At 42.6% G+C, this 14,569-nt stretch carries 13 protein-coding genes; all 13 read right to left on the bottom strand.

The features are described from left to right. Positions 1 to 79: 79 nt before the first annotated feature. A complete protein-coding gene (locus tag FTU36_RS05180; protein WP_180116932.1) occupies positions 80 to 3,235 on the bottom strand; it encodes an efflux RND transporter permease subunit in 3,156 nt (1,051 codons plus the stop codon). Beyond that, positions 3,225 to 4,451, bottom strand: a complete 1,227-nt coding sequence (locus tag FTU36_RS05185; RefSeq protein ID WP_180116933.1) for an efflux RND transporter periplasmic adaptor subunit — start codon at positions 4,449 to 4,451, stop codon at positions 3,225 to 3,227. Before FTU36_RS05185 ends, FTU36_RS05180 begins: the two co-directional genes overlap by 11 nt. 13 nt (positions 4,452 to 4,464) lie before the next feature. Beyond that, on the bottom strand, positions 4,465 to 5,787 hold the full coding sequence (locus tag FTU36_RS05190; protein WP_180116934.1) for a TolC family protein: 1,323 nt from the start codon (positions 5,785 to 5,787) through the stop codon (positions 4,465 to 4,467). A gap of 47 nt (positions 5,788 to 5,834) precedes the next feature. After that, positions 5,835 to 6,263, bottom strand: a complete 429-nt coding sequence (locus FTU36_RS05195; RefSeq protein ID WP_218945786.1) for a cation efflux protein, CzcI-like — start codon at positions 6,261 to 6,263, stop codon at positions 5,835 to 5,837. A 197-nt stretch (positions 6,264 to 6,460) separates the two neighbouring features. After that, positions 6,461 to 7,864 carry an amino acid permease gene (locus tag FTU36_RS05200; protein ID WP_180116935.1) on the bottom strand — a complete coding sequence of 468 codons (1,404 nt, stop codon included), beginning with the start codon at positions 7,862 to 7,864 and terminating at the stop codon, positions 6,461 to 6,463. 213 nt (positions 7,865 to 8,077) lie between these two features. Beyond that, a complete protein-coding gene (locus FTU36_RS05205) occupies positions 8,078 to 8,716 on the bottom strand; it encodes an ATP-binding cassette domain-containing protein (protein WP_180117005.1) in 639 nt (212 codons plus the stop codon). Next, a complete protein-coding gene (gene modB / locus FTU36_RS05210) occupies positions 8,703 to 9,401 on the bottom strand; it encodes a molybdate ABC transporter permease subunit (protein ID WP_180114681.1) in 699 nt (232 codons plus the stop codon). Before modB ends, FTU36_RS05205 begins: the two co-directional genes overlap by 14 nt. A 3-nt stretch (positions 9,402 to 9,404) precedes the next feature. Further along, a complete protein-coding gene (gene modA / locus FTU36_RS05215; protein WP_180116937.1) occupies positions 9,405 to 10,166 on the bottom strand; it encodes a molybdate ABC transporter substrate-binding protein in 762 nt (253 codons plus the stop codon). A 9-nt stretch (positions 10,167 to 10,175) separates the two neighbouring features. Then, positions 10,176 to 11,426 (bottom strand): molybdopterin molybdotransferase MoeA, encoded by a 1,251-nt coding sequence (locus FTU36_RS05220; RefSeq protein ID WP_180082471.1) that lies wholly within the window; start codon positions 11,424 to 11,426, stop codon positions 10,176 to 10,178. Then, a complete protein-coding gene (gene moaCB / locus FTU36_RS05225) occupies positions 11,423 to 12,346 on the bottom strand; it encodes a bifunctional molybdenum cofactor biosynthesis protein MoaC/MoaB (RefSeq protein WP_180054741.1) in 924 nt (307 codons plus the stop codon). Before moaCB ends, FTU36_RS05220 begins: the two co-directional genes overlap by 4 nt. Positions 12,347 to 12,406: 60 nt before the next feature. Next, positions 12,407 to 12,970: a molybdenum cofactor biosynthesis protein MoaE gene (locus tag FTU36_RS05230; RefSeq protein ID WP_180004420.1), complete on the bottom strand. Its 564-nt coding sequence runs from the start codon at positions 12,968 to 12,970 to the stop codon at positions 12,407 to 12,409. A 2-nt stretch (positions 12,971 to 12,972) separates the two neighbouring features. Further along, positions 12,973 to 13,224: a MoaD/ThiS family protein gene (locus FTU36_RS05235; RefSeq protein ID WP_180116939.1), complete on the bottom strand. Its 252-nt coding sequence runs from the start codon at positions 13,222 to 13,224 to the stop codon at positions 12,973 to 12,975. 2 nt (positions 13,225 to 13,226) lie between these two features. Further along, positions 13,227 to 14,264: a GTP 3',8-cyclase MoaA gene (moaA, locus tag FTU36_RS05240; protein ID WP_180088303.1), complete on the bottom strand. Its 1,038-nt coding sequence runs from the start codon at positions 14,262 to 14,264 to the stop codon at positions 13,227 to 13,229. Positions 14,265 to 14,569: the final 305 nt, after the last annotated feature.

Here is a 14,569-nt window from a genome sequence, read left to right on the forward strand (position 1 = left end):
CCATACGATCCATTCTGTCTAATGAATGAACCGTATGGGTTAATGCAATATCGTTTTAATCAAAATTGCTTAGTCTAGATTATTGAGATCGAGCTGTATTAAGCCAGCGGTAAAGCACTGGCAATAGCACCAAGGTCAGCAAGGTGGAAGAAAGAATACCGCCGATCACAACCGTGGCTAAAGGCCGTTGCACTTCCGCACCTGTACCTGTTGCCAAAGCCATTGGTACAAAACCTAAAGAGGCAACACAGGCAGTCATGAGTACTGGGCGTAATCGAAGTACAGCGCCCTGCCATACGGCTTCATGCAATGGATACTTGTCCCCCAGTTCTTTAATGAAGGTCAGCATGACCAGGCCATTCAGCACAGCAACACCTGAGAGTGCAATAAATCCAATCCCTGCAGACATCGAAAGCGGAATATCTCTTAACCAAAGAAACAATACACCGCCCGTTAAGGCAAAGGGTACGCCAGTAAAGACCAGCAGACTTTCTTTCACATTATGAAATACTGCCATTAATAAAATAAAGATGGTCAGTAGTGCTAAAGGAATGACAATTTGCATTCTTGCTTTGGCAGATGCAAGGTTTTCAAATTGACCGCCATATTCAATCCAATAACCGCTTGGTAATGCATATTGTTTCAGCTGAGTCTGCATATCCGCCACAAAAGAACCTAAATCACGGCCTTCAACATTGGCAGTCACTACAATACGGCGTTTACCATTTTCACGGCTGACTTGATTGATCCCATCTACATTAGACACTGTGGCAACATTTGAGAGTACAATACTGCCACCATTTGGCAACTTTAACGGTAGTTGTGAAATCGTGCTTACATTACGGTCTTGATCATTTAAACGAATAACAAAGTCAAAACGGCGATCGCCTTCTAAAATCTCCCCTACACTTTGTCCACCGACACTGGCTGCCACAGTATCCTGTATAGATTTAACGCTTAAACCATATTGCGCAGCCAAAGCCTTATCTATTTCAATATTTAATAAAGGCAAACCTGAGGTTTGTTCAACTTTTACGGCGCTACTCCCCGCAACTTGCTGCATAATTTTGGCAATTTTAGTGGCTTCTGTGTTAAGCACTTGCATATCATCGCCAAATATTTTAACGCCCACATCACTACGCACACCTGAGATCAACTCATTAAAGCGCAGTTCAATAGGTTGGGAAAACTCACTGTTATTACCTGGAATTGTAGCCACATAAGCCACCATACGGCCACGCAGTTCATCCACACTTTCTTTAGGGTTTGGCCATTCATTACGTGGTTTGAGCATAATATAACCATCGGAAATGTTCGGAGGCATTACATCGGTTGCCACTTCTGCTGTACCTGTACGAGCAAATACAGCCTGAATCTCTGGAAATTTTTTCAGCAGCAATTTCTCAGCGTTCTCCTGCATTTTTAATGATTCTTCTAGGCCTGTGCTTGGTGAGCGCATCAACTGAACTGCAAAATCACCCTCACTCAGCTGTGGTGCAAACTCACTGCCAATTTTGGTGCTTAAAAGCCCTGTAATGAGCAGTAAACACAGTGCAAAAGTCATCACTACAGCCTTGTAATGAAAGGCTTTATTTAAAATTTGAAGATACTGCTTTTTCAGCCAATTCATCCAACGGCTTTCTGTTTCTTTAATTTCACCTTTCACCCAAAGCGCTACAGCAGCAGGTACAAATGTAATAGACAGAATGATCGCCGCCACAAGTGCCAATACCACAGTTAATGCCATCGGATGGAACATTTTTGCTTCTACACCACTTAAAGCAAAAATTGGCAAATAAACCACTAAAATAATTAACTGACCGAATATCAGCGGACGGCGCGCCTGACGTGCAGCCAAAAAGACTTCTTTAAAACGTTCATTTTGCGTTAATGGACGCTTTAATGTTTGCTGTGCATGCGCCAAGCGGCGGATACAGTTTTCAACAATGACCACAGCACCATCAACAATAATCCCGAAATCCAGCGCACCTAAGCTCATCAAATTCGCGCTGATATTCTTTTGTGCCATGCCGGTTAAGGTAAACAGCATTGACAGCGGAATAACACAGGCCGTAATGAGTGCTGCACGGATATTGCCTAAAAAGATAAATAAAATGATGATGACTAGAATTGCGCCTTCAACCAAGTTCTTTTGAACGGTTTTAATCGCTTTCTCCACCAATGTGGTACGGTCATACACTGTTTCAATTTTTACCCCTTTGGGTAAGCTGGCTTGAATGTCTTTAATTTTGGAATCTACAGCTTTCGAGACAGTTCGGCTATTTTGTCCCATAGCCATCATGGCAATACCTAAAACCGTTTCTTCTCCGTTATAGGTTGCACCACCTGTGCGCAAATCATGCCCAATGGAGACTTGCGCAATATCACCCACCCGAATTGGACTGCCATTTGGGCTGTCAATCATGGTGTTTTCAATATCTGAAATGGTGTTTAAGGTTCCCGGCACTCGAACTGTTAACTGCTGACCATTTTCCTCAATAAATCCTGCACCACGGTTTTCATTATTTTCTGTAAGCGCTTGCTGTAATTGTTCTAATGACAGGTTCAGCTGTTGCATGCGGTTTAAATCAGGTGAAACCACGTAGGTTTTATTAAAACCACCAATACTGTTGACCTCGGCAACACCTTGTACACGCTGTAATTGCGGACGCACAATCCAGTCCTGAATTTCACGCAAATCCATCGCGCTATATGCCGTACCATCTGCTTTTTTTGCATTGGGTTCTGCTTTCAGCACCCATTGATAAATCTCGCCCAAACCTGTCGAAACTGGCGACATCGTCGGAGAAACCTGAGCTGGCAATGACGACCGAACTTCCTGTACCCGCTGATTAATTTGCTGACGTGCCCAGTAAATATCCGTACCGTCTTTAAAGACAATCGTGACTTGTGACAGGCCATAACGGGAAATAGAACGGGTCAATTCCAAATCTGGAATACCTGCCATCGCATTTTCAATCGGATAAGTAATCCGCTGTTCCACTTCTAGCGCTGTAAAGCCATTGGCCTGCGTATTTATTTGAACTTGGGTATTGGTAATATCTGGTACAGCATCAATCGGCAGTTTTTGATAACTGTAAATCCCGACGGCAATCCATGTACAGACAAACAGCATCACCCAAATTGCATTTTGAATTGAAAACTGAATAATGCGTTCGAATAGACCTGCTGGCTTTGGCAAATTTGTGTTCGTGTTCTCTGAATTAGTGTTCATGGCCAGCCTCATCTTTTTCCAGTTCAGATTTCAGTAAAAAACTGCCTTGGGAAATATACTTTTGCCCTGCCTCAAGACCCGAAATCACTTCTAGCCATTGCCCATCACTGGATGCTTGTCCAAGTTTTAGCGCTTGTGCTTTTAAATGCACTTGGCCTTTTAGCTCAGATTCAACAATAAAAATACTGTCTTTACTCTCTATGCTTTGTACGGCGGACTTTTGCACCCGTAATGCTTTTTTAGTACCTGAATCAGCCAATAGCACGTTGACCATCACATTCGGGCGAAGCTCAGCAGATTGTTGTTTTAATTTGGCACGTACCACCAAGCGTCCCGTTTGCACATCTGCCTTTGACGTCAGGCTTTGTACCTCTGCGCTATAGAGCTGATCTGAGCCATTGATTTTGAAAGAGACGTTTTGACCCGTTTGTAATTGTGCGGAATATTGATGAGTTAAGTTAAATTCTAGCCACAAATCTTTTAGCTGTTCAATGGTGAACAATTGATCTGCCAATTGCACATTTTCACCTACAACAATATCTTTTTGACTGATTACACCTGCAATAGGCGCACGAATGATAAATCGTCCGTTTTGACCGCTATTCGCGCCCAAAGCTTGCAAGCGCGATTGTGTCGACTGTACGCTAATTTGAGCCTGACGATAGGCATTTTCAGCACGCTGAAAGTCCTGTTTGGCAGAAATCCCTTGAGACCATAGCTTTTGCTCACGCTGATAATCTTGGCGAGACAAATCTAAATTGGCTTCTGCCATACGCAAATTAGCTTGCTGATCAATTAATTCAGGCACAGAAAGCACAGCTAAGGTCTGCCCTTTTTGTACGGTTTGACCGAGTGCTACACTCACTTGTTCGACATGACCGCTGAAGTTTGGGGAAATATGTGCCTGTTGATCTGTATTAACGGCCAATTTACCTGGCAATTGAATAATATTTTCGACCAGACCATTTTCTACAGTCGCCATTTTAATACCTTGTTCCACCATTTGTTGAGCGGTGAGTTGCAGTTCACCTTCTTCCGCATGTTCTGCTTCAGCATCATTCTTTTTGGCTTCGCTATTTTCACCTTCAGACTCAGTTTTATCCGCATTGGATTTATTTGTACTTAACCAAATAGCAGTACACAGCATCAACGTTAAGCCAATCAAAACTGCAATCATCAAAGGCTGTGAAATTTTTCCATCTTGTTTAATTTTCATGTGATTAACTGCCTTATTGTGCTGATGCGCTGTTGATGAGGGTTTGGGATGCTTCAATGGCTTTTTTATTTAGTTGGCTATAAGCATCTGAACGGCTGATTTCTTCATAACTAGTGCCAATACTTAGGGCTTCAGCACTGAGTGCGCTCTGCCAAGCCTGCGCCAAAATTTGTATTTGGCTAAGTCGAAGGTCTTGGAGTTGTTTTGTGGTTTGCTGTACATCTGTAATGGCAAATTTCCCTGCCTGAAAACCTTGCAAAGTTCGGTTTTGAACCTTTTCAGCCAAGCCAATCTGACTGCCTGTGGCATCAAACTGCGTACGTAGACCTTTAAGCTGGTGAATGCTGTTGGCGATGTCCAAAACTTGCTGTTTTAACTCGCGCTGTTGCTGATGATTTAATAAAATTTGCTGTTTTTGCGCCATTGGAATGGCATATTGCTGGCGGTTAAAAATATTTAGCGGAATATCCACACCAAGTACCAAGACCGTATCATTGGTATCTGTTGGAGACTTGGTACGTGACATGCCCATATTTAGGGTTGGGTTTGGACGTGTCTGTACTTTTAAATGTTCAATTTGCTGATTTGCCTGCTGAATATTCAAGGCATACAATTTTTGTAACCAGCCTTCCGATAAATTACGCTCAACTAAACTTTGGCTCTGTTCAGGCCACGGTGTAACACTGTTATTCAACGCGATTTGCGAGGTGGTTTCACCCCATAAATTAGAAAGCTGACGCGCCACAGTTTGCTGTTTTAAAAGCGCCTGTTGGTATAGACGCTGTATTTCCAAAGCTTCAATTTGAGCGCGCTCTACATCCACCAAAGCAATACTGCCTGCCTGATAGCGTTTTTGCGCGCTGTCCAAATTAGATTTACTGAGTTTGAGCTGTGTAGCGTAAATCGATTGCTCATTTTGAGCGATGGCTAGCTGTGACCATGCAAACTTCACAATCAACTGACTTTGCGCATTCCAAATTTGCTGTTGCAACTGTATTTGCTGTGCAGAGGTACTCGCGAGTGCTTGATTGATTTTACGCTGACCGAATACATCCATTGGCTGGCTGATTCCGATACTGAGCTCTTGATCTTGATTTTTACCAAAACCATTTTGTTCAATCGATAGGCTTGGGTTCTGCCAGAGCTTGCTTTGACGCAGATTAAAATCAGAGATTTGCTGTTGTTGTTGCCAAATATCTGTTTGTGCTTGGTAATTTTGTACTTTGGCAAATGCCAATTCAAAACTACTAACATTTTGCGCAAAAGTACTTTGTAAGGCCGTCGAAATACCGACAGCTAAGCCTAGACCTATAAACGTCGTAAAATATAAAGACATGATTTTTCCCACTCATTTATTAAAAAAAGTGGCGGGAATGTTTTAGGCTACCCCGCCATTAGCGGGGCATAAACAGGAGGAGGTGTTTGCAGTAATAAATCAGGGGCTTGATAAAGATTCTTCCAAACAAATTTTGGCGAATATTCAAAGCTCTGATGTGCAATAAAAAGAATCGATTGTTGGTTTTGTACAATCAAATGCGTCATAGACGGTAAATGGTCTTGATGATCTTCACCGAGTTGCAGATCGTTAGCGGTATTTTTGACTGGTTTGCTACTGGATTCAGATGCTTGATGCAACGAATGCTGTGGATTGGTTTCACTGCTGACGCATAAGGTATTTTGATGATGACCAAAATGATAGCTTTGAACAACTTGAGTTTGCTCTTCATGCACACAGAAAGCGGCTGCCACGTTCCAAAGGCTTTGGAACATGAACAATCCAACTAAGACTGTTATCCATGTCGCAGAACGCATATTGCATCAATCAAGAAAATTTTAATGATTATAAAGCTTGGAGTTGGTCGAAGGTCAAGTGAATCTTTGAATTTGTTTAAACATGGATTGCCATAGAGATATAACGTAAGGCATTCGCTTTAATCCCCTGACACGGCACATGCTAAAGACAATCCATTGGTTCATGATTACGATTTTTATCGGCGAAACCTTTATTTTTAATTCAGTTCGGAATCATTCTTCAACTTAGCTTTTCTTGTCACAACTAAGCCGCAGAGAACCACCAATGTCGTAACACCTAAAGATAATGAAGTTTCATAACTGTAGGCTGGAGATAAAAACATATAGATCAGCACACTTAAGATCACCAAAATGACTGCCCATGTCAGCCATGGAAATAGCCACATTTTAAACGCAACCTCAGTTCCATTTTTTTCGATTTGTGTTCTCAATTTAAGCTGTGAAAATGCAATCACTAAATAAACCAATAAGGCAATTGAACCTGTTGTAGACAGTAAAAATCCAAATACTTGGCCTGGAAATAAATAGTTGACTGCGCAGCAAATTAAGCCCACTACAGACGATGCAAATACAGCAATAGCAGGTACACCAGAGGCATTAATAGATGTGACCCATTGAGGTGCTTCTTTACGTGTCCCCAATGAAAATAACATCCTTGAAGAACTATAAAGTGCGGCATTCATACAACTTGCAACTGCAATAAATACCACACTATCAATAATCAATTTGGATTGAGGGACATTTAAACTGACCAAGACATATTGGAAAGTGCCTAATTGTTGTAATTGCGGTGAACGCCAATCTACCAGTGCAACCGTTATAAAAATTGAAACCACAAAAAATAAGATGACCCGATACAACACTAAATTGGTTGCGCGTTTAATTTTTTGCTCAGGATCTTTTGATTCTGCTGCAGCGATCGATAGTATTTCTACACCAAAGAATGAAAATGCTGAAATCAATATTGCTGAAAGTACACCACCCAGGCCATTTGGCATAAATCCATCATTTTTGAACAGATTTTCTACACCACTCACGTCAGGTGCTAAGGGCCAAAATCCAAATATTGCGGTGAGTCCAATGGCGATAAAAATCACAATAGCCAAGACTTTTATCAGAGAAAACCAAAATTCAAACTCACCAAAACTTCGAGTACTAAAAAAGTTGGCTAAACTGAGGAGAATAATAAAAATAGTTGCAAAGACAGCGCTGGATATTGATGGAAACCATGCATGCAAAATTTCTGCACCGGCAATTGCTTCAATAGGAATAACTAAAACCCAAAACCACCAATATAACCATCCGATAGTAAAGCCAGCCCATGGCCCTATGGCTTTTCTAGCATAGGTTGAAAATGAGCCGGTGTCAGGTTGAGCTACTGCCATCTCCCCCAACATTCGCATGACTAAAAAAACCAATATACTGGTAATAATATATGCAAGAACAGCGGCTGGCCCGGCTTTTGCGATAGCAGCAGATGACCCAACAAACAGTCCAGCACCAATTACACCACCGATACTGATCATTGTGATATGCCGATTAGATAGCCCTGCACCCAGTTTTGCAGTTGATTTATGTGTGGCTAAGCTATCATCATGCATCGATTAGATTCCCTGTCTGCACGGTCAGTCGTACAAATCATTATTTCCAAGATCATTAGGAATAAAAAAGGGAAAACGCTGTGTTCTCCCTTGTTTTGTAACAATTTAATCTAGAAAATGAGTTTTTCATAGTTCTAATCAAAACTTTAAGATGCATCTTATTGCCATTTTTTCATCTAATTCACTGTTATTACTTATATAATTTATATTTATTTAAAAACTTATTTGACCATTTTCTATATGCAAAATATGGGCTTTTAAATAATCTAACTCATCACCATGATGCGTGACATATATCATCGGCAGCGCCGACTGTTCTTTCACCGTGTTTAAAAATGGCAATATTTGATCTTTCAGCCTGCGGTCCAGTCCTGTCAGCGGTTCATCTAACAGCAGTAAGTCAGGCTGTGACAGCAATGCGCGTCCTATGGAAACGCGCTGCGCCTCACCGCCAGAAAGTTCATGCGCCCGCCGTTTGAGCAGTGGCTGTAACTCAAGCAGATTAGTCACTTGCTCAAATTTAAATTTCGCATTTTCCTGAGCGTCTAAGTTCTCCGCATATTGCAGATTTTGCTGCACATTCATATGCGGGAAAAGCCATGCCTTTTGAAAAATCAGCGCTATATGGCGTTTATGCATCGGCACGCTAATTTGCTGTGCGGCATCAAACAATTCACACTGATTCAGCGAAATAAACCCTTGCTGCGGCTGCAGCAAACCAACCAAATTTTTCAGCAGCGTAGATTTCCCACTACCTGATGGCCCCATAATGCCCAGCAGCTGATCCTGCATCTGCAGCCGAGCCTGCAACTTAAAATCGGTGTATTGAAACTGAAAATCACACTGAAGCATGGTCGGCTCCGAGTTTTCGCTGATAGCGCTGTAAAATATAATAATTGGCAATCAATGCGCCAAAAGCCGCCAGCAATGAAAGGATCACTAAACGCATTGCGGCCTCTTCACCATTTGGCTGCTGTATCAGCGAATAAATGGCGATAGGAATGGTTCGGGTTTCATCTGGAATATTGCCGACAAAGGTAATGGTTGCGCCAAACTCACCTAGACTTCGGCTAAAGCCTAAAATGCTGCCAATTAAAATCCCTGGTAAAGCCAGCGGCAGGCTGATTGAGACAAATACCCGTAAAGGATGTGCGCCTAGTGAGCCTGCAACCTGCTCAAGCTGTTGATTGATCATTTGAAAAGACAAACGGATCGGCTGCACAATCAGCGGAAATGACACAATCATCGATGCTAAAACGGCGCCTTTCCAATTAAAAACCAGCTGAATTCCCCATTCAATTAGCATCTTGCCGATCCAGCCATTTGAACCAAACAGCACCAATAGCAAATATCCTAGAACCACCGGCGGCAGCACCATTGGCATTTGTAAAAGTGCTTCGACCAAAAATTTTAAATGAAACTCATAGCGCGCCAAAACCCATGCCAGCCCTATAGCAAATGGTAAGCAAAATACAGTGGCGCAAATGGCAACCTTAGCCGACAGATACAAGGCGCTCCACTCTTCAGGGCTTAGCATGCTTTAGCCCTTCACACCAAAGCCATAATGCTTAAAAAGCATTTTGCTTTGCGCATGGTCTTTAAGATAACGGTAAAACTTCACGGCCTCAGGTTTAGCTGCGCCTTGCTGTGTTAAAGCCAATGGGTAAATGATGGGTTGATGGGTATGGTTTGGAAAAATCCCGGCTATTTTAACTTTAGAACTGATCATCGCATCGGTACGATAAACAATCCCCGCTTGGCACTCACCTCGTTCGACAAAAGCCAAAGCCGATCGTACATCATCTGTCCCGACAATCCTTCCATTCAAACTTGATAGCCAGCCCAACTTGGTTAGGCTTTGTTTGGCATATTTTCCAGCAGGTACAGACTCCATTTGCCCTGTACATAAGTGACCTTTGAATGCCTTGGCAAAATTAAACTGCGGCACGGCTTTAAATTGCATATTCACCGCTTTAGGCGTAATCAGCACCAAATCATTGCTTAGCATGTTGAATACTTGCTTTGCAGGTATTTTCTGTTTTTGCACCAAATAATTCATCCAGTCCACATCTGCTGAAAAATACAAATCACTTGGCGCACCGGCTTCAATCTGTTTGGCTAAAGCAGATGACGCGCCAAATACCGGTACAATTTTGATGTCTGGATTCTGTGCCTGATATTGCTTTGCAATATCGCTGATAGCATTGCTTAAACTGGCTGCAGCATAAATTTTGACTATTTCCGCCTGAGATGCGCCAGCAATGAAGCTCAGTCCTACTGCTAAAATAAATTTGAATCGCATAGCAAACTCCTAATGCTGAATAAATACGCCTTGAAGAATTTGTCCTGCTTGCACAGACTGCCCTGCAGGAATCCGAACAATGCAATTGGCTTGCATTAAATTGCTCAACATATGCGACTGCTGTTTAGACAGGCTGGTTAGTTGAAGCTTGCCTTGCTTATCAAAGTGCGCCGACATTCTTAAAAACCGCTCACGTGCATCTGCTTTTAGGTCATGTGTCATGACTGCGCTGAACCAGTCCAGCGCAGGTGTTTGACCTTGTAGGGCTTTCAATAATCTATCTGTATAAATTTGCATGCCGACATAGACTGCAGCGGGGTTGCCCGGCAGTCCGAGTAAATAACAGGAACTGCTGTCAGGACGTCGATATTGTGCAAACAGCATCGGTTTGCCGGGTTTTTGTTTCACTTTCCAGAAAATTTGCTGAAAACCGATGTCCAAGGCTGCCGGCCGAACAAAATCATAATCACCGACAGATACGCCGCCAGTCGTTAAAATTAAATCAAAGCTGTCTTTTAAACGGTTGAATAAATCTAAAACCGCCTGTTTTTCATCTGCAATATGAATCACTTCAACTTGGACGTGCTGCGACTGAAACCATACTAAAATCAGCGGCGCATTGGCATCAAATATTTTACCTGCACGATAATCTTCTATATTTTGTGCAACTTCATCACCTGTAATGACCACCGCAACTTTAGGGTAAGCGTAGACCTCACAATGAGAAATACCTGCCATACTCAGTGCTGCAATTGCGCCCACAGAAAGTTTTTGGCCTTTTCTTGCCAATATTTGACCCTCTGAGAATTCCTCACCTGCATCACGAATATCCGCATGCTTATTTAAAACTGAAGTCAATTCAATTTGCTGTGCATCCGCTTTCACAATTTCTTGCCGTGCTACTGTAGTCGTGCCTTCAGGAATCGGCGCGCCAGTAAATATACGGACAGCTTGGCCTGCTTTTAAAATAGTTTCAGCCGTTTGCCCTGCGCGGATTTCTCCAATGAGCTCAAATTGCGTACCTGCTTTAATTTCACCCGCCGCGCAAATGGCATAGCCGTCTACAGCGCTTTGAGCAAATAAGGGCAGCTGAATTTGTGAATGCACATCTGCCGCCAAATAACGGCCTAAAGCGTGTTGAAGTTCCAAAGTTTCATGCGCCAAACTTTGCGTATGTGTCTGAATCAGCGCAAGAGCCTCGTCAACTGAAATCAGTCCAGCCTCAGCACCGCAGCCTGTATGTAATACAGCTTGGTTCATTGATAGCCTCCTGCATGCGGAATATTCTTCTGCACATCAAATAGATGTACCAAGGCAGGTAAAATGGCAATAAGTGATTCTTTTGCGCCTTGTCTGCTGCCCGGCAATGTAATGACAAGGCTGTTATCTATATAGCCCGCAACACCACGGCTAAGCGCAGCATAAGGCGTGCGTTTTTGACCAAAACTGCGTGAAGCCTCCATCAAACCCGGAATTTCACGTTTTAACAGCGGCTGTATCGTTTCTACAGTTAAATCTTTTGGCCCTAAACCCGTACCGCCAACCGTCAATATCAGCGGGTATTGATTTTTTTGCTGCTCAATCAAGGCAAGCAGTTGTTCAGGACTGTCTGGTATCACTTGATAGCTGATATTGCTGAAGTTTGCTTCTTCCAATATTTCGAGGACATTTTGCCCAGCGGTATCCGGTTTTTTACCAGCTGCAACTGTATCTGAAAGCACAATAATTGATGCCGATAAGCTTTCTTTAAGCACACGAGTAAAATGTGATTTACCGCCTTTTTTCTTTTGCAGTTTTACCTGATCTAGGCACAAATTCTCTGGTTCACAGTGCGGTTTAAGCATGTCATACAGCGTTAAACCCGCAAGGCTGACAGCAGTTAAAGCTTCCATTTCCACACCCGTTGGGCCAATGGTTTCAACCACTGCGCTAATTTCAACATGCGCCTCAAACAATTCATATTCAACATCTGCACGGTAGATTGGCAGCGGATGACACAGCGGAATCAGTTCATCGGTACGTTTAGCCCCTAAAATACCCGCAATACGTGCAGTTTTCAGCGCATCGCCTTTTTCTGTATTGCCATTACGCAGCAGTTCAATGCAATGTGGCGGTGCATGCAGTATTCCAGTTGCAATGGCTGTACGGTAACTTTCCGCTTTCATGCCCACATTTTTCATTGCTTTATCCTTATTTTGTTCATTTTCAGCTGTAATATTGAAAATATTGAATTTTGGGTTTTATAAATGCCATTGGTAAATATTGGCGTTCAAATGCATGGTCTGGCTATTTTGATGTGAATGTTCGCATGACTCGCTATGAACATGAGCATGCTTCGTTTCGTGATCTGCCACTTCAGGCGCGTGATCCTTACGAATACAGCAGCCCTCTACATATTGACTGCTGCCATCCATATAAAACTCTTCTTTCCAAACAGGCACTTCATGCTTTACACGTTCAACCGCTTCTTCGCAGGCTGCAAAAGCTTCACGGCGGTGCGGTGCATAAGCCATAGCAATAATTGCAGTATCACCAATATCTAAACTGCCAATACGATGCACAACCCGTACATATGACACGTCGTATTTGGCTTGAATTTCCTGTTCAATTTGTCGGATCATTTTCTCAGCCACAGGCGCATAAGCTGTATATTTCAGGGCTTTTACCGCTTTGCCTTCATGGTGATTACGAACCGCGCCAATAAATACACCTATACCGCCGCATTCAGGAAATGCCTCAATGCTGTCAAAATCAGCTTGGCTGAATACTGTATCTTGTATGCGTGAAATATGCTTGAGCTCCATATTCAGCCTCCCGCCACAGGTGACAGCAGCACAACGGTACTGTCCTGCATCAATGCGGTTTGTCTTGGCACAATGTCTTCCCCAATGGCACAGGCGCAGCGCTCAAGCATGCTGAATGATTCTGGAAATTGATTTGCAACTTGCTGCAAAACCTCTGCAATTGACTGCTGTGCCAAGCAAGTCAGACTTAAATTCGCTGGCAGCAGGCGTTCAATAGCGCCAAAAGATTCTATTTTGATGGTGATCTGAGTCATCTTTAACCTCCAATCATATGCATGCTGATTTTTCTAGATGGGCTGGATTGGGTAGTTATGGCATGAAAGCCTTGTTCCTTCTGCCAAATGTAACCGCCTAATTTTTGCTGCAAAGCCATTGCATCGAGCGGCATTAACTCTGTTGTTTTACTGCTTTTCAGCTGCTGAATTTCATGGCTGAGATTTAAACCTTTTCGGGCAAACAGGCAGTTAAAAAACTCGCCTTGCGCATTCAGTCTCAAACGGTCGCAGCTGCCGCAAAAAGAATTGCTGATGGTTGAAATAATGCCTATAGGCAAGCCGTTGATTAAGTATGATCTGGCTGGTGACGCGCCTTGACCTTGCAGTGTTTGCACTTCAAAAGCAGTCTTTAGTTTATCCAGTATGTCTTGTTCAGTAACGACCGCAGCTTTAGACCAGTTTTGATCGCCATCCAACGGCATAAACTCGATAAACCGCAGTTCGAAACCTTTTTGCAGCGCCCATGCTGTTAATGGAATGATTTGCTGTTCATTTAGACCTTTGATTAACACAGAATTAATTTTGATTTCAAAGCCCGCTTGCTGAGCTGCTTCAATCCCGTCTAATACAGGCTGTAATTGTTTTTGTGTCAGCTGGAAAAATTGCGCTTCATCCAAACTGTCTAAGCTGATATTTATGCCGTCTAGTCCTGCTTGTTTTAGGGCGTGTGCATATTGCTTCAGGTAATGCGCATTGGTGGTCATGGAAATACGTTTAAGGCCTAGCTTTCTCAACTGCTGCAGCTGTTGAATAAAATGCACAACGCCTTGACGCATGAGAGGTTCGCCGCCCGTGATCCGGATCTGATCAATCCCGCGCAGCACCATAAACTCACAAAAATTGTAAAGTGATTCAAAACTAAGAAGATTATGTTTTTTCATCCATTCAGGATGTTCAGGCATACAATAGACACATTTAAAATTACAGCGGTCTGTCACTGAAATGCGCAATTTGCGTTTTTCACGGCCAAACTGATCCTTAAAAATGGTCGCTGGCTGTAATTGTGTCATGCTGTTCATGTTTATCTTCCATGGTGCTGTCATTTGCCCTGTCTTAGCTCAGTACAAATTTTGCGCCCTCTTTTCTTGCAGTAAAAATTGCAATAAGTGTTCCAACTTTGCGCTTTTTTGAATATTTATTTCAGAGGATTTGGTTTGTTTTTTTGACACACAAAATCAATAACTTATAAATAACTAATAGCAATTAAAAATATAAATTGCCGTTAAGCCCATTATCTAAGGTATAAAAGCAGTCTGTTTTATCTCTAGATATCATGCTCAAAAGCTTCATATTGGCTGTAGATTTTCTCTCTGGGTTCAAAAAC

Origin of the sequence: Acinetobacter sp. YH12096, from assembly GCF_013419215.1 — a bacterium.
Classification (GTDB): Bacteria; Pseudomonadota; Gammaproteobacteria; order Pseudomonadales; family Moraxellaceae; genus Acinetobacter; species Acinetobacter amyesii.